The sequence below is a fragment of the Cellulomonas sp. NEAU-ZC6 genome, from assembly GCF_056844425.1.
This window is the reverse complement of sequence record NZ_JBXFYH010000001.1, coordinates 1,541,829-1,561,290: the sequence shown is the minus strand read 5'-3', so window position 1 is coordinate 1,561,290 and position 19,462 is coordinate 1,541,829. Positions and strand designations below refer to the sequence as shown.

Sequence of the window (19,462 nt, the reverse complement as noted above, 5' to 3'; positions counted from 1 at the left end):
CGCCCAGGACCTCCCGGCGCGGCCCGCCGCCCCGGACGGGGCGGAAGGGAGCGGGGCGATGCGCACGGGCGCGACGATCAGCGACGTCGCGACGGCCGCCGGGGTCTCCCGCGCGACCGTCTCGCGCGTGATGAACGGCAGCACGGTCGACGCCGAGCTGACCCGCCGGGTGCGGGCGGCGGCCGCCGAGCTGCACTACCGGCCGTCGGTCACCGCGCGGTCGCTGTCGCTGGGGCGGACCCTCGCCGTCGGCATCGTGGTGCCGGACCTGGCCAACCCGATGTTCCAGGCGGTGCTGCGGGCGGTCGCCGACGGGGCGCACCGGCACGGGTACAGCGTCGTCGTCGCGGAGACCGCCGGTCCCGGCCGGGACGAGGTCGACATCGTGCGCAGCACCCGCGCGCGCTGCGACGCGGTGGTCGTGGTCGCGCCGCGGATGCCCGCCGAGGTCCTGGCCGAGGTGCTCGACGAGGTCGACCCGGTGGTGCTGGTCAACCGGACCGTGCCGGGTTCGGCCACGGCGAGCGTGAACGTCGACTACTCGCAGGCGATGCACGGGGTCGTCGAGCACCTGGTGGGCCTCGGCCACCGGTCGATCGCCTACCTGTCCGGCCCGGGGACCAGCCCGTCCAACGTCGCGCGGCTGGACGGGATCGGGCGGGCGCAGGTCGCGTTCCGCGACGTCGGGTTCTTCACGCTGGCGTGCGGCGCGACGGTGGCCGAGGGGTACGCGATCGCGCACGCGGCCCTCGCCACCCAGGCGACGGCGGTGGTCGCGTACAACGACCAGGTGGCGTTCGGACTGCTCGGGCACCTGCACGAGCTCGGGGTCGATGTGCCCGGCACGCTGTCGGTGGTGGGGTTCGACGACATCGAGCTCGCGCGGTACGCGACCCCGTCGCTGACCACCGTGCACGTGCCCTACGAGCAGATCGGCGCCCGTGCCTGGGAGCGCCTGCACGCGCGGATCACCGGCGAGCCGGAGCCCGCGCCCGCCGCGGACGTGGTCGTGCAGGGCGCGGCCGAGATCCTGCCCGCCGGGCTGCTGGTCCGCGCGTCGTCGGCGCCGGCCCGGGTGCCCGCCGCCGGCTGACCCCGTCCGCCGGACCAGGCGTCTCGCCGCGGGCTCGCGAGAGACCGGTTTCTCGCGTACGGTGGACCCGTCCCCGGCAGTGAGGTGAGGTCGATGCCGTCCCCGTCCGCCCCCGCCGTCATCGCGCCCGCGGACGGTGCGACCGAGGTCGGCGCACCCATCGCGCCCGCGGACGGTGCGACCGAGGTCGGCGCACCCGAGGTGGTCGCGCTGGGCGAGGTGATGCTGCGGCTCGACCCCGGGGCGGACCGGATCCGCACGGCGAGGGCGTTCTGCGTGCACGAGGGCGGTGGCGAGTACAACGTCGCCCGGGCGCTGCGCACCGCGTTCGGGCTGCGGTCCGCCGTCGTCACCGCGCTCGTGGACGACGAGGTCGGCCGGTTGGTGGAGGACCTGGTGCTCGCCTCCGGGGTGGACCCCCGCTGGATCCGCTGGGTCCCGGCCGGGGGACCGGTTCCCGCCCGCAACGGGATCAACTTCACCGAGCGCGGGCACGGCGTCCGCGGCGCGGTCGGGGTGTCCGACCGCGCGGGCACGGCGGCCTCGCGGCTCGCGCCGGACGACGTCCCGTGGGGCGACGTCCTGGCGGGCGCGCGGTGGTTCCACACCGGTGGCGTGTTCGCGGGGCTGTCGCCCTCCACGACCGCGACCGCGCTGCGCGCCGTGCGGGAGGCGCGGGCGCTCGGCGTGCCCGTGTCCTTCGACACCAACTTCCGGCCCTCGCTCTGGCGGGCACGTGGCGGGCGCGAGCAGGCGTGCGCCGCCGCCCGCGCGCTCGCCGCCGGGTGCGACGTGCTGATCGGCTCGGCGTGGGACCTGTTCCCGGACGTCGACGACCCGCCCGCGGCCGACCCGCGCGCGGCACGGGAGGCGTTCGAGCGCGGTGTCGCCCGGATCCTCGACGTCGCGCCCGGCGTGCGGGTGGTCGCGAGCACGTGCCGCGCCGTGCACTCCGCGTCCCGGAACTCCTGGGGCGCGCTCGCGTGGTCCCGCACCGAGGGGGTGCACGAGGCGCCCGGGTACGGCGACCTCCAGATCCTCGACCGGGTCGGCGGCGGCGACGGGTTCGCGGCGGGCCTGGTCGCCGGGCTGCTGCGCGGCGCGGCGCTGCCGGAGGCGCTCGGGCTCGCCGTCGCCTCGGGCGCGCTCGCCATGACCACGCCCGGCGACGCGTCGCGCGGCCGGTCCGCCGACGTCCGCGCCACCGCCGCCGGCCGCCCGCCGGCGATCGCGTGGTGACCCGCCGCACCGCCCCAGCACCCCCGACGGAGAGGCCTGCCCGATGACGTCCCCCGCACGACCCGACCTGCTGCTCCTCCGCGAGGGCGACGACGTCGCCGTCGCCTGCCGCGACCTCGCCCCGGGGGAGGACGTCGCCGCCGCCGGGCCGACCCTCCGGGTGCGCGACCACGTCCCGCGCGGGCACAAGCTCGCGCTGCGCCCGGTCCCGGCCGGCGCTCCGGTGCACAAGTACGGCCAGGTCATCGGGGTCGCCACGACCGGCATCGCCGCGGGGTCGCACGTGCACGGGCACAACCTCGGGTTCGAGGAGGGCGAGCGCACCCACGAGCTCGGCGGCACCCGCACGGTGCTCCCGGTACCGGACGGGCCGCGGCCGACGTTCCGGGGCTACCGGCGCTCGGACGGCCGGGTCGGCACCCGGAACTACCTCGCCATCCTCACGAGCGTGAACTGCTCCGCGTCGACCGCCCGGATGATCGCCGCGCAGTTCCCGGCGGGCGCGCTGGCCGACTTCCCGCACGTGGACGGCGTGCTGCCGCTGACCCACCAGTCGGGCTGCGGGATGGTGCCGGGCAGCGAGGGCGGGCAGCTGCTGCTGCGGACCCTGCGCGGGTACGCCGCGCACCCGAACATCGGGGCGGTGCTGGTGCTCGGCCTCGGCTGCGAGATGCTGCTGCCGGAGCAGCTCTCGGCGCGGACCGGGGCCGAGGCGTTCCTCGGCATGCCGGCCGTGGGGGAGCCCGAGCACGAGCCCGCGGGTGCGGACCTGCTGGCGGCGATCCCCGCGGGGACGGTCGTCCGCAGCCTGACGATCCAGGACAGCGGCGGCGTCCGGACCACCGTGCGCGCGGGCGTCGAGGCGATCCGGGCGATGCTGCCGGAGCTGGACCGGTGCCGGCGCGAGGACGTCGACGTGCGGGAGCTGGTGCTCGGCCTGAACTGCGGCGGCTCGGACGGCTACTCCGGCATCACCGCCAACCCGGCGCTCGGCTGGGCCAGCGACCGGCTCGTCGCGTACGGCGGCACGTCGGCGCTCGCGGAGACGCCGGAGGTGTACGGCGCCGAGCACCTGCTGACCCGCCGGGCCGTGGACGAGCAGGTGGCGACCCGGCTGCTCGACCGCATCGCGTGGTGGCAGCGGTACGCGGCGGCCGGGCAGGGGTCGCTCGACAACAACCCGTCGCCGGGCAACAAGGCCGGCGGCCTGACCACCATCCTGGAGAAGTCGCTGGGCGCGATCGCCAAGGCCGGGCAGGCGGACCTCGCCGCGGTGTACGGCTACGCCGAGCCGATGGCGCCGCACCAGGGCCTCGTGTTCATGGACACGCCCGGGTACGACCCCGTGTCCGTGACGGGGCTCGTGGCGGGCGGCGCCAACGTCGTCGTGTTCACCACGGGGCGCGGGTCGGTGTTCGGCTGCCGGCCGACCCCCTCGATCAAGGTCGCGACCAACAGCGAGATGTACGCCCGCATGGCGGAGGACATGGACCTCGACGCCGGTCGGATCGTCGACGGGACCGCCTCCGTGGCCGAGGTCGGGCAGGAGCTGTTCGACCGGATCCTCGCGGTCGCGTCCGGCGAGCCGACGGTCAGCGAGGAGCTGGACATCGGCACGGAGGAGTTCATCCCCTGGCACATCGGCACCGTCACGTGACATCTAGGCTGGGGGGCCGGGGTCGCCGTGCGTCCCCGTCCCCTCGCCTCCTGGGAGCACCGTGAAGTACGCGCAGCACATCTCCGAGCTGGTCGGCGGCACGCCGCTGGTCCGGCTCAACGTCGTGACCGAGGGCCTCGACGCGACGATCCTCGCGAAGGTCGAGTACCTCAACCCCGGCGGCTCGGCCAAGGACCGGATCGCGCTCAAGATGATCGAGGCGGCCGAGGCCTCCGGCGAGCTGCGGCCGGGCGGGACCATCGTCGAGCCGACGAGCGGCAACACCGGCGTCGGCCTGGCCCTGGTCGCGCAGCGCCGGGGGTACCGCTGCGTGTTCGTCTGCCCGGACAAGGTCTCCGAGGACAAGCGCGACGTGCTGCGCGCGTACGGGGCCGAGGTCGTCGTGACCCCGACCGCCGTCCCGCCGGACCACCCGGACTCCTACTACTCCGTGTCCGACCGCCTGGTCACGGAGATCGAGGGCGCCTGGAAGCCGAACCAGTACGCCAACGTGAACGGCCCCGCCAGCCACTACGCGTCGACCGGTCCCGAGATCTGGTCCGACACCGACGGCCGGGTCACGCACTTCGTCACCGGCGTCGGCACGGGCGGCACGATCACCGGCACGGGCCGGTACCTGCACGACGTCTCCGCCGACCGCGCCGAGGCCGACGGCGGCCGCGTGCGCGTGGTGGGCATCGACCCGCTGGGCTCGGTGTACTCCGGCGGCGACGGGCGCCCGTACCTGGTCGAGGGCGTCGGCGAGGACTTCTGGCCCGCCGCCTACGACCCCAGCGTCCCCGACGAGATCATCGCCGTCTCGGACGCGGACTCGTTCGCCATGACCCGGCGCCTGGCCCGCGAGGAGGCGCTGCTGGTGGGCGGCTCGTGCGGCATGGCCGTCGAGGGCGCGCTGCGCCTGGCCCGCCGGCTGCAGGACGAGGACCCGGAGGCCGCGGCCCGCGCCGTGATCGTCGTGCTCCTGCCCGACAGCGGCCGCGGCTACCTGTCGAAGATCTTCAACGACCGGTGGATGCGGTCCTACGGGTTCCTCGACTCCGAGGCCGGCGCGACCGTCAGCGACGTGCTGCGCACCAAGGACGGCAGCGTGCCCGCGCTGGTGCACACGCACCCGAACGAGACCGTGCGCGACGCGATCGAGATCCTGCAGGAGTACGGCGTCTCGCAGATGCCCGTGGTCGGTGCGGAGCCGCCGGTCAAGATCGGCGAGGTCGCCGGCTCGGTGTCCGAGCGCGAGCTGCTCGACGCCGTGTTCTCCGGGACGGCCACGCTGTCGGACCGGGTGGACCGCCACATGGCCGCGGCCCTGCCCCTGATCGGCAGCGGCGAGTCCGTCGAGTCCGCGCGCGAGGCGCTGCAGAAGCACGACGCGCTCATGGTGGTCGACGACGGCCAGCCCGTCGGCGTCCTGACCCGGCACGACCTGCTGGCGTTCCTCACGCACTGACCGCGCGGGCGGGATCGCACCGCCAGCGGATTCTCGCCCCGCCCACCGACATCGCGGTGTGCGGGGCGAGAATCCGTGGGCGACGTGGGGCTCGTGGTGATGCGGCGGGGCCGCTCCAGGTTCGGGTGGCACGCGCTCGCCGGGCGCCGTTAGGTTGACGGCGAGGCACAGGGGGCGCCTCGACCTCAGCCGCGAGGGACGCGCCGGCGCGTGCCCGTGCGGTCGAGCGCGCCCGCGTGCACGGCACGTGAGCGAAGGAGCTCGGGCATGGCGCAGACCACCCTCGAGGAGCACGACTACACCGACGAGGAGCGGACGCAGGTCGTCCGGTCGCAGGACGGGACCCCGGTCGGCGTGGTGCCGCGGCAACGGTGGACACCCCTGCGGGTCGTCGTGTGGGTCGCGATCGCGCTGCTCGGCGCGGTCGGCTGGACGATGCTCGCGATCGTGCGCGGCGAGCAGGTGAACACGATCTGGTTCATCGTGACGGCCGTGGCGACGTACGCGATCGCGTACCGGTTCTACGCCCTGTACGTGCAGCGGCGGATCATGCGGCCCGACGACCGGCGGGCCACCCCCGCCGAGCGGGTCGACGACGGCCGCGACTTCGACCCCACCGACCGGCGGGTGCTCTACGGGCACCACTTCGCCGCCATCGCCGGTGCGGGGCCGCTGGTCGGTCCGGTGCTCGCGGCGCAGATGGGCTACCTGCCCGGCACGCTGTGGATCATCCTGGGCGTGGTGGTCGCGGGCGGTGTCCAGGACATGCTCGTGCTGTTCTTCTCCACCCGGCGCGGCGGCCGGTCGCTCGGGCAGATGGCGCGGGACGAGATCGGGAAGTTCGGCGGCACCGTGGCGATGGTCGTGGTGTTCGTGATGCTGATGATCGTGCTGGCCGTGCTCGCGATGGTCTGCGTGAACGCCCTCGCCGAGAGCCCCTGGGGAGTGTTCTCCGTCGGCTGCACCATCCCGATCGCGCTGCTGATGGGCCTGTACCTGCGGTTCGTGCGGCCCGGCCGGGTCACCGAGGTCTCGGTCATCGGGTTCGTGCTGCTGATCGCCGCCATCGTCGGCGGGCGCTGGGTCGCCGAGTCGCCGTTCGGGGAGCACCTGCACCTGTCGCCGGTCACGCTGACCTGGGCCGTGGTGGTCTACGGGTTCTTCGCCGCCGTGCTCCCGGTGTGGCTGCTGCTCACGCCGCGCGACTACCTCTCCACGTTCATGAAGGTCGGCACCATCCTCGTCCTCGCGGTCGGCATCGTGCTGGTCCGGCCGATCGCCCAGATGCCGGCGGTGACCGAGTTCGCGTCGAACGGGGAGGGCCCGGTGTTCGCGGGCGCGCTGTTCCCGTTCCTGTTCATCACCATCGCCTGCGGTGCGCTGTCCGGCATGCACGCCATGGTCGCCTCCGGCACCACGCCCAAGATGGTGCAGAAGGAGTCGCAGGTCCGGATGATCGGCTACGGCGGCATGCTGATGGAGTCGTTCGTCGCGATCATGGCGCTGGCCGCCGCGGTGTCGCTGAACCAGGGCGTGTACTTCTCCATGAACGCGCCCGCCGTGCTGACCGAGGGCACGTCGATCGGGGCCGAGGCCGCCATCGCGGACCTGGGGGTCACGGACCCCGCGGGCGACCCGGTCGAGATCCGGTGGGACACCACCGGCCCGGACGGCGAGGAGATCACGCTCACCGGCGCGGCGGCGCTCGACCAGGTCGCCGAGGACGTCGGCGAGCCCTCCGTCGTGTCCCGCACCGGCGGTGCGCCCACCCTGGCGGTCGGGATGGCGAACATCCTGCACCAGGTGGTCGGGGGCAGCGGGATGATGTCGTTCTGGTACCACTTCGCGATCATGTTCGAGGCGCTGTTCATCCTGTCCGCGGTCGACGCGGTGACGCGGGTCGCGCGGTTCCAGCTGTCCGACGCGGTCGGGAACTGGGTGCCGCGGTTCCGGGACCCGTCGTGGCGCGTGGGCGGCTGGCTGTCGACCGGCGTGGTGGTCGCGGCGTGGGGCTCGCTGCTGCTCATGGGCGTCACGGACCCCCTCGGCGGCATCCGGACCCTCTACCCGCTGTTCGGCATCGCCAACCAGCTGATCGCCGCCGTCGCGCTGCTGGTCGTCACGGTGATGGTGGTGCGCAAGGGATACGTGCGCTGGGCGTGGATCCCGCTCGTCCCGCTGGCGTGGGACGCGGTCGTGACGTTCACCGCGTCGTACCAGAAGATCTTCTCGAGCGTCCCCGCGATCGGGTACTGGGCGCAGCACCGGCAGTACCAGCAGCTCATCGCCGACGGCATCGACGACCCGGCGGCGCTCGCGGACGCCCGTGCGGTCGTGCGGAACACCGCGATCCAGGGGTCGCTGTCGATCCTGTTCGTCGTGCTGGTGGCGACGCTGTTCGTCGCGGCCCTGCTCACGGTGGTCCGCGCGCTGCGGACGCCGGGCGGGATCGGCACGTCCGAGGACCCGGCCGAGCCGTCCCGGCTGTACGCGCCGGGGCAGCTGTTCGCGTCCCCGCTGGAGCGCAAGGTCGAGGCGGAGTACGACCGGCTGGTCGAGGCGGGCGCCGTCGAGCCGGTGGGCGGGGGCCACGGCGGGCACGGGAGCCCGCGGTGACCGCCGTCGTCCGGGCCGTGCGGGCCGTGCGCTGGTACGTGCGCGAGCTGATGGGTGACTCCGCGTACGAGCGGTACCGAGCCCGGCACGCCCGGGAGCACCCGGACGTCGCCCCGCTCGGCGAGCGGGAGTTCTGGCGCGCGCGCGGTGCGGGCGCGACGACCGGCCCGGGGTGCTGCTGAGGTCCAGCGGCCGAGCGCCCCGAGGGCCCCGAGGGCAGGCTGCTGCACGGCCGGCGGATTCTCGCCCCGCCCACCGGTATCGCGGAGTGCGGGGCGAGAATCCGTGGGCGACGCGGACGCGGCTAGCGGGCGCCCAGCACGTGCCGGTCGACGAAGGCGTTGCGGAACGTGCCGTCCGGGTCGAGGCGCCCGACCAGCGCCCGGAAGTCGTCCAGGTGCGGGTACAGGTCGCGAGGGTCCGACCCCGGGGCGCCGACGGAGGCGAACAGCTTGCCCCAGTGCGGCCGCGCGCCGAACGGGGCGAGCGCCGCCTCGATCCGCGGCAGCACGGCCTCGACCTCCGGCTGGCGCGGCAGCCAGGTGAAGTGCAGGCCGACCCGGTCGCCGCCCTGCGCGCCGCTCAGCCACAGGTCGTCGCCCGCCATCGTGCGGATCTCGGCGACCTGCAGCAGCGGTGCGACCACCGGGGCCAGGGCGCGCATCGCCTCGATCGCGGCGACGGCGTGCTCGCGGGGCACCAGGTACTCGGTCTGCAGCTCGTCGCCGTTGCTCGGCGTGAACTCCAGCCGGAAGTGCGGCAGCCGCTCGTGCCACGGCCCGGGCACCCCCAGCTGCGGCGTGCAGCTCACGGGGTCGATGGCGGGCAGCGGGTGCAGCGGGCCGGGGGCGGGCCGCGCGCCGAACAGATCCGCGCGCCGCTCGTACGTGCCACCGACGGGCACCCGGGTCTTGCGCCAGACCTGCCGCACCGCCGGGCCCGCCCAGTCGGTGAACAGGCTGACCGAGTCGGCGGAGCCCGTGATGTCGTCCAGGTGCTCCAGGACGGCGTCCCACGGCAGGTCGGTGTGCACCTCCTGCGCCACGTCGTAGGTGGGCTCGACGTCGAGCGTCACGCGCACCACCACGCCGAGCGCACCGAGCGCGACGACCACGCCGGGGAAGTCCGCGTCCCCGCGGGCCAGGTGCCGCAGCGAGCCGTCGGCGGTCACCAGGTCCAGGCCGGCGACCGCCGTGGCGAGGTTCCGCGACCGGTCGCCGGACCCGTGGGTGGCCGTCGCGACGGCGCCCGCGACCGAGATGTGCGGCAGCGACGCCAGGTTGTGCAGCGCCCAGCCCTGCGGGTGGATCGCCTGGCCGAGCGTGCCGTACCGGGTGCCCGCGGCGACCGTGACCGTCCGGGCCTCCGCGTCGACCTGCACGTCGGGGTCCAGGCCGTCCAGGCGGACCAGCTCGTGCGGGGTGTCCGCGAGGTCGTTGAAGCAGTGCCGGGTGCCGAGCGCCCGCACGTGCCGCGCGGCCGCCACGACCTCCTGCACCTCCTCGACGGTGCGCGGCTCGTGCACGCGCGCGGCGCCGTAGGTGAGGTTCCCGGCCCAGGTGGTCAGCGACATCGGTGCTCCTGTCCCGCGGACGCCGGTCGTCCGCCGGCTGCGACCGTATCCCGTCGCGCATTCGCGGGCTCGACGGTCCGCCGGGCAGGATGGGGGAGTACCGCTCACGACTGAGGAGACGTCATGCCCGCCACCCTGCCCGAGGCCACCGGTTCGTTCGGTGAGAAGCCGACCCTGACGTTCCCCGAGGGCCCGGCGCCGGCCGAGCTCGAGGTGCTCGTCCTGTCGCCCGGCGACGGCCCGCTCGTCGAGGCCGGCGACGACCTCGAGGTGCACTACCTGGGTCAGTCCTGGAACGGCGCCGTGTTCGACAACTCGTACGACCGCGGCTCGTCGATCAACTTCCCGATCGGCGTCGGCGCGGTCATCGGCGGCTGGGACGAGGGCCTGGTCGGCCAGCCGGTCGGCTCCCGCGTCCTGCTGTCCATCCCGTCGCACCTGGGCTACGGCGACCGCGGCGTCCCGCAGGCCGGCATCAAGGGCGGCGACACGCTCGTGTTCGTGGTCGACATCGTCGGCACCCGCTGACCCTCGCACCACCGACGTCCCGCCGCCGCCTGCGCCCACCCGGGCCGGGCGGCGGCGCGGCGTCACCCCCCTCCCGCCCCGCGCCGCCGCCCGTACCCGTCAGGAGCCCGCCATGCCCACCCCGCACATCGCCGCCCAGCCCGGTGACTTCGCCCCGGACGTCCTCATGCCGGGCGACCCGCGCCGCGCGACGCGCATCGCGGAGACCGTGCTGGAGGACGCCCGCCTGGTGACCGAGGTGCGCGGCATCCTCGGCTACACGGGCACCTGGCAGGGTCGCCCCGTCTCGGTGATGGCGTCGGGCATGGGCGTGCCGTCGATCTCCATCTACGCCACGGAGCTGTACCGGCACTACGACGTGCAGCGGATCATCCGGATCGGCACGGCCGGCGGGATGTCGCGGACCCTCGAGCTGGGTGACGTCGTCGTCGCGACCGCGGCGCACACCGACTCCGGGGTGAGCGAGCGCCGGATCCCGGGCATCCACTACTCGCACGCCCCGCACTTCGGGCTGGCCGCCGCCGCGGTCGCCGCCGCCGCGGAGGTGCCGGGGGCGCGGGTGCAGGCCGGCCCGGTGTTCACCTCGGACGCGTTCTACGCCGATCGCCCGCACGTCACGCAGGCGCTGGTGGACCACGGCACGCTCGCCGTCGAGATGGAGGCCGCCGGCCTCTACGCGGTCGCCGACCGCGAGCGGAAGCAGGCGCTCGCGCTGCTGTCCATCTCGGACTTCACGTTCCAGGCCGCCGAGCTCACCTCCGACGAGCGTGAGCTGCTCTTCGACCACGCGGTCCAGCTGGCGCTGCGCGCCTTCACGACCGTCTCCTGACGAGCGGCGCCGCTCCGGGATCGCCAGCCGATTCTCGCGTCGCCGGCCGATACCTCGGCTGGCGACGCGAGAATCCGCTGGCGATGGGGCCGGCCCCGGCGGCGGGGTCAGGTCGTGGCGACCAGCTCCACCTCGAAGCCGCCGGCGTCCTCCAGGTAGGCGGCGTAGTGCGCCGGGCCGCCCGCCCAGGGGTGCCGGTCCGCGAACAGCAGCGTCCAGCCGTTCCGCGGGGCGTCCAGGATCAGGGCGTCGACATCGGCGCGCGACCCGGCGTCGAACGCGAGGTGGTTCAGTCCTGGCCGCAGCCGGTCGTGGACGTCGCCGCGCACGTCCGGACCGGCCTCCAGCACCAGGTCCGCGCCGCCGCCCGGCGGGGTCCACGCCTCGCCGCCCACCCAGCTGCGCGTGCGGGCGTACCCGAGGGCACCGAGCAGCCAGCCCCAGGACGGGGCCACCGCACCGAGGTCGGCGATCCACAGCTCGACGTGGTGCAGCGCGCCGCGGGTCATCGGGTCTCCTCGTCGATGGTGCGCACGCGGGTCGCGCGCCGGCGGTGACGGCGACGTGCTCGACGCGGCAGGTCGTCCCTGCCAGGCTAGCGCCGCGGCAGGACGGCGGAGCCGGTTCCACCGGGACCGGGCGAGCGTGACAGAGAGGGCGACGGTGCAGCGGCGAGCGGTCGAGGATGTCGCCTTCCGCGTGCCAGCGGCCGGGGGAGCGCCGGAGGACGTCGAGCCGTACGTCGCAGGCGTTGCGCTGTCCGAGCTGGTGGCGGCGTACGAGCAGGAGCACGGACTCGAACCCGCCGGTGGCTACGGCGCGCTGGTGCCCGAGCGGCGTGCCGTCGGGGATCTCGGGGCGTATCTGCGCGGCGAGCAGGGGCATCGTCCGCGCGGCGCCGGACGGGTCGTCCTGCTCGGGTGCGAGTGCGGCGAGGCCGGGTGCTGGCCGCTCGAGGCGTCGGTGACGAGGACGGCCGACGCCGTCACGTGGTCGGAGTTCCGGCAGCCGCACCGGCCCGAGCGGACGTACGACGGCTTCGGGCCGTTCACCTTCGACCGCCGCCAGTACGAGGCCGCCGTCGCGGCGGCGATCACCGCGCTCGCCGACGGCGCGCCGTAGCCCTGACCAGCCCCCGGGTCGCCAGCTGATTTTCGCGTCGCAGGCCCCTACCTCGGCTGGCGGCGCGAGAATCCGCTGGGGATGTGGCCGGCCGCGAGGGCCGGGTCAGGTGACGGGGTCCGCGAGGAGGCGGCGGAGGCGGGTCTTCCTGCGGTTCTCGCGGTCGACCCACGCGACGTCCGGGTCGGTCGATCGGGCGAGGGCCGCGAAGGCGGGCAGGCCCGCGGCGGGGTCGGCCGCGACGGCGACGCTCCAGCAGTAGCCGAGCGCCTGGCGCAGCGTGCGGACGTCCGGGTCGCGGCGCGCGCCGGCCGGGAGCGCCTCGATGCTCGCCGTGGCCCGTGCGCACGACTGCAGGGCCGCCCCGGCCGTCACCGGGTCGTGCAGCAGCCGCGGCTCGCAGATCCCGGCGACGGCCGCGCGGCGGACCAGGGGGTGCGGGTCGGTGACCCACGCCGCGACCAGGTGGCGCAGCGCGGCGGGGTGGGCGTCCCCGACGCGCTGCAGCGCCATCGCGGCCGCCTCCCGCACCCGCCACAGCGGGTCGGCGGCGCGCGCGTGCAGCAGGTCGAGCAGCCGGGGGTCCGCGTCGCCGTCGAGCAGCAGCCGGCCGACCGCCGCGGTGCCGCAGCACCGCAGGTACTCGTCGGGGTCGTCGGCGAGCTCGAGCACGAGGCCGGCCGGGGCCACGTCGGCGAACGCGGCCACCAGCTCCAGGTCGGCGCGCGGCCCGGGCAGCCCCGACCCGGCCGTGAGGTGCGCGCGGACCCCCTCGGCGTCGAGGGCACGCAGGGCGGCACGGTGCTCGTCGCGACGGCTCATGCCCGGCCACGCTAGCGGCGCCGGGCGGCGAGGATGCAGGACCTCGGCGGACCGATCGCCCGCCCGCGAGGTGGTCATGAACCGGCGAGGTCGTCCCCCAGGACTGACGACCTCGCCGACAGATGACGACCTCGGCCACGGCTGACGACCTCGGCGACGCGTGACGACCTCGGGCCCAGGCAGCGCCCGGGGCCGGGGACGACGACGGCCCGGCCCCCGCGAGGGGACCGGGCCGCCGGTGCGTCAGGGCGTCAGGCGCTCACGCCGTCCACGGGCCGCGGGCAGGACACGCCCGTGCCGCCGATCCCGCAGTACCCGTTCGGGTTCTTGTCGAGGTACTGCTGGTGGTAGTCCTCGGCGTAGTAGTACGGGCCCGCCTCGGCCGCGGTGCGGATCTCCGTGGTGATCTCGCCGTACCCGGCGCGGGTCAGCCGCTCCTGGTACGCCGCGCGGGTCTCCTCGGCGGCGGCCGCCTGCTCCGGCGTCGTCGTGTAGACGGTCGACCGGTACTGGGTGCCGCGGTCGTTGCCCTGGCGGAAGCCCTGGGTCGGGTCGTGCGACTCCCAGAACGTCCGGAGGACGTCCGCGTCCGAGATGACGGAGGGGTCGTAGGCGACCTGGACGACCTCGGCGTGCCCGGTCAGCGCCGTGCACGTCTCCTCGTAGGTGGGATACGGCGTGAACCCGCCCTGGTAGCCGACCGACGTGCTGACGACGCCGGGCAGCTGCCAGAAGATGCGCTCGGCGCCCCAGAAGCAGCCCATGCCCAGCACGATCGTCCGGGTGCCCTCGGGCCAGGGGCCCTGCAGCGGGGTCCCGAGCACGGTGTGGGTCGCGGGCACGTGGTAGGCGTAGCCGTCGCGGCCCTTCAGCGCGCGCTCCGGCTCGACCATCGTCGACTTGAGGGCCGATCCGAACAGCCAGTTCATGGTGACTCCCTTCCTCGGGTCCGACGTCCACAACCGTGCCGCGTCCCCGGGTGTTCCCGGTGGCCGGAGCGCCTAGCCTGGGTCCGTGACTGACGAGCAGCAGACCCCGGACCTGGCCGCCTCGGGCGACATCACCCTGCACACCGACCAGGAGAGCCACGGCGACTGGTCCGGCGCGGGCTTCGCCACCCGGGCCATCCACGCCGGCCAGGAGCCGGACGGCGCGACCGGCGCCGTGGTGACGCCGATCTACCAGGTGTCCACCTACAAGCAGGACGGCGTCGGCGGCCTGCGGGGCGGCTACGAGTACTCGCGCTCGGGCAACCCGACCCGCGCGGCGCTGGAGGAGGCGCTGCGCTCGGCGGAGGGCGGCGGGGCGGGGTTCGCGTTCGCGTCCGGGCTCGCGGCGGAGGACACGGTGCTGCGCGCGGTGCTGCGGCCCGGCGACCACGTGGTCGTGCCGAACGACGCCTACGGGGGCACGTACCGCCTGATCGCCCGCGTGTTCGGCCCGTGGGGGATCGAGCACACGCCGGTCGACCTGTCCGACGCCGACGCGGTGCTCGCGGCCATCCGCCCCGGGCAGACCAAGCTGATCTGGGTCGAGACGCCGACCAACCCGCTGCTCGGCATCTCCGACATCCCGGCGCTGTCCGCGCACGCGCGCGCCGCCGGGGCGGTGCTGGTGGTCGACAACACGTTCGCCACGCCGTACCTGCAGCAGCCGATCGCGCTCGGCGCCGACGTGGTCGTGCACTCGACCACCAAGTACATCGGCGGCCACTCCGACGTGGTCGGCGGGGCCCTGGTGGTCGCGGACGGCGCGCAGCTCCCCGTGGGGCTCGAGGGCCCGACGGGCAGCACGTCGCTCGCGGACGCCGTGCAGTTCCACCAGAACGCCTCCGGTGCCGTCGCCGGGCCGTTCGACTCCTGGCTGACCCTGCGCGGCCTCAAGACGCTCGCAGTGCGGATGGACCGGCACAGCGCGAACGCCGCCGCCGTCGCGCGGTTCCTCGAGGAGCGGGACGACGTCCCCGCCGTCATCTACCCCGGGCTGGAGTCGCACCCCGACCACGAGGTCGCCGCGCGGCAGATGTCGGGCTTCGGCGGCATGGTGTCGTTCCGGGCGGGCAGCGCCGAGCGCGCCGCGCAGGTGTGCGCCCGGACCCGGGTGTTCCTGCTGGCCGAGTCGCTGGGTGGCGTCGAGTCGCTCATCGAGCTGCCGGCGCGGATGACGCACGGCTCGGTCGTCGGCACGGACCTCGAGGTCCCGGACGACCTGGTGCGGCTGTCGGTGGGCATCGAGGACGAGGCGGACCTCATCGCCGACCTGGTGCAGGCGCTGGCATGAGCACGCCGCGCTCGACCTGGCGCCGCGGGCGCGGGACCGAGCCGGCGGCCCCGGTGCTGCACGAGGGCGACCTCGCCACCGGCTCGACCCCGCCGGGGTGGACGGCCGAGCAGTCGGTCGCGCCGTCGGTGCGCGCCGCGGCCGCGTGGTCGTGGCGGTTCCTGCTGATCGCCGGAGCGAGCGCCGCGCTGTTCTGGATCATCGGGTTCTTCCAGGTGATCGTGGTGTCGGTCGCGGTGGCGCTGCTGCTCACGGTCCTGCTGGCGCCGGTGTCCCGGTTCCTGCACCACCGCGCGCGGTTCCCCCGCGGGCTCGCGTCGATCTCGTCGGTGCTGCTGCTGCTCGCGGTGGTCACCGGGCTGGTCGTCATCGCCGGGCGGTCCATCGCCCGCGGGTTCGGGGACCTGTACGACCAGGCGTCGCAGGGCGTCGACGAGGCGCTGGACTGGCTGTCGACGGGTCCGCTGCAACTCAGCACGGACCAGCTCGACGACCTGGTGCAGCAGGGCCGGGACCAGATCAGCTCCAACGCCGACTCGCTGGTGTCGGGCGCGCTGTCCGTCACGACGACCGTCGGGCACGTGGCGGCCGGCACGCTGATCACGCTGTTCTGCACGTTCTTCTTCCTGCTCGACGGCCGCACCATCTGGGCGTGGCTCGTCGGGCTGCTGCCGGTGCCGGTGCGCGAGCGGGTGCACCAGGCCGGCCGCCGCGGCATCGTCACGCTGTCCGGCTACACCCGGACGCAGATCCTCGTGGCGTTCGTGGACGCCACGGGCATCGGGATCGGCGCGGCGATCCTCGGGGTGCCGCTCGCGTTGCCGCTGGCGACGCTGGTGTTCGTCGGCTCGTTCATCCCGATCGTCGGCGCCGTCGCCACCGGGGCGGTCGCGGTGCTGGTCGCGCTGGTCTCCCAGGGCCCGGTCGTCGCGCTGATCATGCTCGGCGTGGTGCTGCTGGTGCAGCAGATCGAGGGCCACGTGCTGCAGCCGTTCCTCATGGGTCACGCCGTGTCGCTGCACCCGGTCGCGGTGCTGCTGGTCGTGGCCGCCGGGTCGCTGGCGGCGGGCATCGTCGGCGCGCTGTTCGCCGTGCCGATCGCCGCGGTGCTCAACACGGTGGTGCTGTACCTGCACGGGCACGACAAGTTCCCGCAGCTGGGCACGGAGGACCACGTCACGCTGCGGCCGCCGGGGATGTTCGGCCGGCGCCGCGGCGCCGGCCGGGGCCGCGAGCCCGCGGCGAGCGCGAGCGGCGAGGCCGGCGTGGAGCCCGGCGGGTCCCGCGGGGCGGGCGGCGCGCGGCGCGGCCCGGACGGCGAGGACGCCGGATCGTAGAAGATACCCGGGTGACCTTCCTCGACGACGCCCGGGCTGCCGCGCGCCTGCTGACCGACGTGGCGACCCGCACCCCCGTGGAGTCCTCGCGGGCCCTGACCCAGATGGTCGGCGCCCCGGTGCTGCTCAAGTGCGAGAATTTGCAGCGCGCGGGCTCGTTCAAGATCCGCGGCGCGTACGTCCGGATGGCCCGCCTGTCGCCCGAGGAGCAGGCCCGGGGCGTGGTCGCAGCCAGCGCCGGCAACCACGCGCAGGGCGTCGCGCTCGCCGCGCAGCTGCTCGGCATCGACGCCGTCGTCTACATGCCCGTCGACGCGGCGCTGCCCAAGATCGCGGCGACCCGGGAGTACGGCGCCGAGGTGCGCCTGCTGGGGCACAGCGTGGACGAGGCGCTGGTGGAGGCGCGCGCCGAGGCGGACCGCACCGGCCGGGTGCTGATCCACCCGTTCGACCACGCGGACATCGTCGCCGGGCAGGGCACGCTCGCGCTGGAGATCCTCGAGCAGGTGCCCGACGTGCGCACCATCGTCGTCCCGCTGGGCGGCGGCGGGCTCGCGGCGGGCATCCAGGCCGTGGTGGCCGAGCTGGCGCCGCACGTGCGCGTGATCGGCGTGCAGGCGGCCCGCGCCGCCGCCTACCCGGCGTCGCTGGTGGCCGGCGTGCCGACCCGCGCGCCCGAGCTGCACACGATGGCCGACGGCATCGCGGTCGGGACCCCCGGGGCCGTGCCGTTCGCGCTGCTGCAGCAGCACGGCTGCGAGGTGCGCACCGTCTCCGAGGAGGACCTGTCCCGGGCGCTGCTGCTGGTCGCGGAGCGGGCCAAGCTGCTGGTGGAGCCGTCCGGGGCCGCCGGCGTCGCCGCGGTGATGGCGGCGTCCCCCGGGGAGCTCGAGGGCCCGGTCGTGGTGCTGCTGTCCGGCGGCAACATCGACCCGCTGGTGCTGCTGCGCGTCGTCCGGCACGGGCTCGCGGTGTCCGGGCGGTACCTGCAGCTGCGGGTGCGGGTGCACGACGCCCCCGGCGCGCTGGCCGACCTGCTCCGCGAGCTGGCCTCGGCCGGTGCCAACGTCATGCACGTGTCGCACGTCCGCACCGGGGTGGACCTGGAGATCGACGAGGTCGAGATCGAGGTGCAGGTCGAGACGAAGGGGCCCGACCACTGCGCCCGGCTGCTGCAGCGGCTGCGGGACGCGGGCTTCCGGCTCGCGGAGCACTGAGCCCGCGGGGCGCCGGGGCTCAGCGCGGGCCCTCCCGGAGCCGGCGCGGCGCCCGGGCCTCCCACGCCTCGGCGAGCAGCTCGGCCAGCTCGTCCGGGGGCACACGCCCCAGCCGGACCAGGACGCTCGGGTGGCCGCGGTAGTGGTCGGTGGTGAAGAACGCGTCCGGGTCGGCGGCGAGCAGCTCCTCGCGCTCCTCGAGGCCGCGGCGCCAGCACACGAGCACCCCGGGCAGGTCGTGGAGCCGCGCGAAGATCGTCCCGGCGACGTAGAACGCGGGCGTGCCGTGGGACGGGCGCTCGGTGACCTCGGGCAGGTCCACGGCGATCCGGCGCACGTCGTCCTCGGTGCTCATGACGCGATCCTGGCCCGGCGACCCCGCCCGGTCGACCCCGCACCGTCGGCCCCGCACGCGCGAGGGCCCCGGCCGCGGCGTGCGGTCGGGGCCCTCGCGGGTGCTGCGGGTCAGCCCGCGAAGGGCTTCGCGGCCTTGATCGCCACCGGGATCTCGCGCCCGTTCGGCGCGGTGTAGGACACCGTGTCGCCGACGGCGCGGCCGTTGATGGACGCGCCGAGCGGGGACGTCGGGGAGAACACCTCGATGTCCGCGGAGCCGGCGATCTCGCGGGAGCCGAGCAGGAAGACCATCTCGTCGCCGGCGACCTCGGCCGTCACGACCATGCCGGGCTCCACGACGCCGTCGTCCGGCGGGGTGCCGATCTGGACGTTGCGGAGCTTCTCCTTGAGCTCGCGGATGCGGGCCTCCTGCTTGGCCTGCTCCTCGCGGGCGGCGTGGTAGCCGCCGTTCTCCTTGAGGTCGCCCTCGTCGCGCGCGGCGGCGATCCGCTCGGTGACCTCGGCGCGGCCGGGGCCCTCGAGGTGCTCGAGCTCCGCCTTGAGCCGGTCGTAGGCCTCCTGCGTCAGCCACGTGGCGGCCTGCGTCGTGTCGGTCACGTCCTTCTCCTTCGCTGCGTGCGGGGCGCGCCCGCGCTGGGCGCGCCCCCATGTCGTCGGTCCCGGTCAGGCGTGCGACGTCGCGGGGGCGTGAGCGGGGTGCGCCGTTGCCTCGCGGTCGCGTCGACCTGCGGCGACGTCGGGCGACGTCGGACCGGGGCGGCGTATGAATCGGCAAGCATAGCAACCACCGAGCCCGCGGGCCCCGGATCCACCGCGGTCAGGCGGGGTCGCACCCCACGACGACCGCGGACACGGCGATCTCGGCGGTCGGGATGGTCGCCGTGACGCGCTGGGTGGCGGTGCCCGCGGGTCCGACGGTGACGGTCTGGACGCCCACCTCGGCGAAGTTGTCCGACAGCGCCTGCACCCGGCAGGTGACCGTGGCGTCGGCGTCCTTGGTGACGTCGAACCGCAGCTCGGTGCTGGTGGGCCCGTCGACCGTGAAGCCCACCTCGTCCCACCGCACCGGCGTGCCGGCGTTCCCGAGCCCGATCCAGACCACGACGGCGACCGCCACCACGGCGAGCGCGATGACCGACACCCGCGCGGCCCGGCGGCGGCCGGGCGTGTCGGGCCGTCCGTACCGCCCGGCGGGCGGGCTCGGTGCGGGGTCGGGGGCTGCCGTCACGCGCTGCTCCTGGTGGTCGGCCGCGCGCGGTGGCGCAGAGATGTCGGCGGGGTGCGCGATCATTGTCTCGCGCCGGGCGCCGCACCGGTGACGAGG

19 protein-coding genes are annotated in these 19,462 nt (G+C 75.2%); 12 read left to right on the top strand and 7 right to left on the bottom strand.

The features are described 5' to 3' along the window. The first annotated feature begins 58 nt into the window (after window positions 1-58). From AC1050_RS07175 to AC1050_RS07150, 6 genes are all read left to right on the top strand, one after another. Entirely contained in the window at window positions 59-1,093 is a 1,035-nt protein-coding gene (locus AC1050_RS07175) for a LacI family DNA-binding transcriptional regulator (protein WP_482386664.1), read from the top strand. Between the two features lie 93 nt (window positions 1,094-1,186). Next, window positions 1,187-2,332: a sugar kinase gene (locus AC1050_RS07170; protein ID WP_482386663.1), complete on the top strand. Its 1,146-nt coding sequence runs from the start codon at window positions 1,187-1,189 to the stop codon at window positions 2,330-2,332. Window positions 2,333-2,375: 43 nt separating this feature from the next. After that, on the top strand, window positions 2,376-3,989 hold the full coding sequence (locus tag AC1050_RS07165; protein WP_482386662.1) for a UxaA family hydrolase: 1,614 nt from the start codon (window positions 2,376-2,378) through the stop codon (window positions 3,987-3,989). 61 nt (window positions 3,990-4,050) lie between these two features. Then, window positions 4,051-5,457, top strand: a complete 1,407-nt coding sequence (locus AC1050_RS07160) for a cystathionine beta-synthase (RefSeq protein ID WP_482386661.1) — start codon at window positions 4,051-4,053, stop codon at window positions 5,455-5,457. 267 nt (window positions 5,458-5,724) lie between these two features. After that, window positions 5,725-8,073: a carbon starvation CstA family protein gene (locus AC1050_RS07155; protein WP_482386660.1), complete on the top strand. Its 2,349-nt coding sequence runs from the start codon at window positions 5,725-5,727 to the stop codon at window positions 8,071-8,073. Continuing rightward, entirely contained in the window at window positions 8,070-8,255 is a 186-nt protein-coding gene (locus AC1050_RS07150; protein WP_482386659.1) for a CstA-like transporter-associated (seleno)protein, read from the top strand. The genes AC1050_RS07155 and AC1050_RS07150 overlap by 4 nt, the downstream gene beginning before the upstream one ends. 122 nt (window positions 8,256-8,377) lie before the next feature. On the opposite strand, the gene AC1050_RS07145 is transcribed toward AC1050_RS07150, so the two are convergent. Continuing rightward, a complete protein-coding gene (locus AC1050_RS07145) occupies window positions 8,378-9,646 on the bottom strand; it encodes an FAD-binding protein (RefSeq protein ID WP_482386658.1) in 1,269 nt (422 codons plus the stop codon). 123 nt (window positions 9,647-9,769) lie between these two features. Here AC1050_RS07145 and AC1050_RS07140 point away from each other — a divergent pair, with 123 nt between their 5' ends. Together AC1050_RS07140 and deoD are read left to right on the top strand one after the other, a co-directional pair. Then, window positions 9,770-10,174 carry an FKBP-type peptidyl-prolyl cis-trans isomerase gene (locus AC1050_RS07140; protein WP_482386657.1) on the top strand — a complete coding sequence of 135 codons (405 nt, stop codon included), beginning with the start codon at window positions 9,770-9,772 and terminating at the stop codon, window positions 10,172-10,174. A 112-nt stretch (window positions 10,175-10,286) separates the two neighbouring features. After that, a complete protein-coding gene (deoD, locus tag AC1050_RS07135; protein WP_482386656.1) occupies window positions 10,287-11,003 on the top strand; it encodes a purine-nucleoside phosphorylase in 717 nt (238 codons plus the stop codon). 107 nt (window positions 11,004-11,110) lie between these two features. Here deoD and AC1050_RS07130 read toward each other — a convergent pair whose 3' ends face one another. Next, on the bottom strand, window positions 11,111-11,512 hold the full coding sequence (locus AC1050_RS07130; protein WP_482386655.1) for a VOC family protein: 402 nt from the start codon (window positions 11,510-11,512) through the stop codon (window positions 11,111-11,113). A gap of 190 nt (window positions 11,513-11,702) precedes the next feature. Here AC1050_RS07130 and AC1050_RS07125 point away from each other — a divergent pair, with 190 nt between their 5' ends. Further along, complete coding sequence (locus AC1050_RS07125; protein WP_482386654.1) at window positions 11,703-12,125, top strand: hypothetical protein; 423 nt, start codon at window positions 11,703-11,705, stop codon at window positions 12,123-12,125. A 105-nt stretch (window positions 12,126-12,230) separates the two neighbouring features. Here the strand turns inward: AC1050_RS07125 and AC1050_RS07120 are convergent, their stop codons facing one another. Together AC1050_RS07120 and msrA are read right to left on the bottom strand one after the other, a co-directional pair. Continuing rightward, entirely contained in the window at window positions 12,231-12,947 is a 717-nt protein-coding gene (locus tag AC1050_RS07120) for a HEAT repeat domain-containing protein (RefSeq protein ID WP_482386653.1), read from the bottom strand. Between the two features lie 251 nt (window positions 12,948-13,198). Then, a complete protein-coding gene (gene msrA, locus AC1050_RS07115) occupies window positions 13,199-13,876 on the bottom strand; it encodes a peptide-methionine (S)-S-oxide reductase MsrA (RefSeq protein ID WP_482386652.1) in 678 nt (225 codons plus the stop codon). 136 nt (window positions 13,877-14,012) lie between these two features. On the opposite strand from msrA, the gene AC1050_RS07110 reads away from it, so the two are divergent. The 3 genes from AC1050_RS07110 to ilvA are packed head-to-tail and all read left to right on the top strand — an operon-like array spanning window position 14,013 to window position 17,781. Next, on the top strand, window positions 14,013-15,227 hold the full coding sequence (locus tag AC1050_RS07110; RefSeq protein ID WP_482387256.1) for a cystathionine gamma-synthase: 1,215 nt from the start codon (window positions 14,013-14,015) through the stop codon (window positions 15,225-15,227). Further along, window positions 15,224-16,564: an AI-2E family transporter gene (locus AC1050_RS07105; protein WP_482386651.1), complete on the top strand. Its 1,341-nt coding sequence runs from the start codon at window positions 15,224-15,226 to the stop codon at window positions 16,562-16,564. The genes AC1050_RS07110 and AC1050_RS07105 overlap by 4 nt, the downstream gene beginning before the upstream one ends. Window positions 16,565-16,575: 11 nt before the next feature. After that, window positions 16,576-17,781, top strand: coding sequence for a threonine ammonia-lyase (gene ilvA / locus AC1050_RS07100; RefSeq protein WP_482386650.1), 1,206 nt, complete (start codon window positions 16,576-16,578; stop codon window positions 17,779-17,781). Between the two features lie 19 nt (window positions 17,782-17,800). Here the strand turns inward: ilvA and AC1050_RS07095 are convergent, their stop codons facing one another. The 3 genes from AC1050_RS07095 to AC1050_RS07085 all read right to left on the bottom strand — a co-directional run bounded on the left by AC1050_RS07095 (window position 17,801) and on the right by AC1050_RS07085 (window position 19,366). Next, complete coding sequence (locus AC1050_RS07095) at window positions 17,801-18,136, bottom strand: MmcQ/YjbR family DNA-binding protein (protein WP_482386649.1); 336 nt, start codon at window positions 18,134-18,136, stop codon at window positions 17,801-17,803. A 110-nt stretch (window positions 18,137-18,246) separates the two neighbouring features. Next, on the bottom strand, window positions 18,247-18,735 hold the full coding sequence (greA, locus tag AC1050_RS07090; protein WP_482386648.1) for a transcription elongation factor GreA: 489 nt from the start codon (window positions 18,733-18,735) through the stop codon (window positions 18,247-18,249). Between the two features lie 220 nt (window positions 18,736-18,955). Next, window positions 18,956-19,366 (bottom strand): DUF4307 domain-containing protein, encoded by a 411-nt coding sequence (locus AC1050_RS07085; protein ID WP_482386647.1) that lies wholly within the window; start codon window positions 19,364-19,366, stop codon window positions 18,956-18,958. Window positions 19,367-19,462 lie beyond the last annotated feature (96 nt).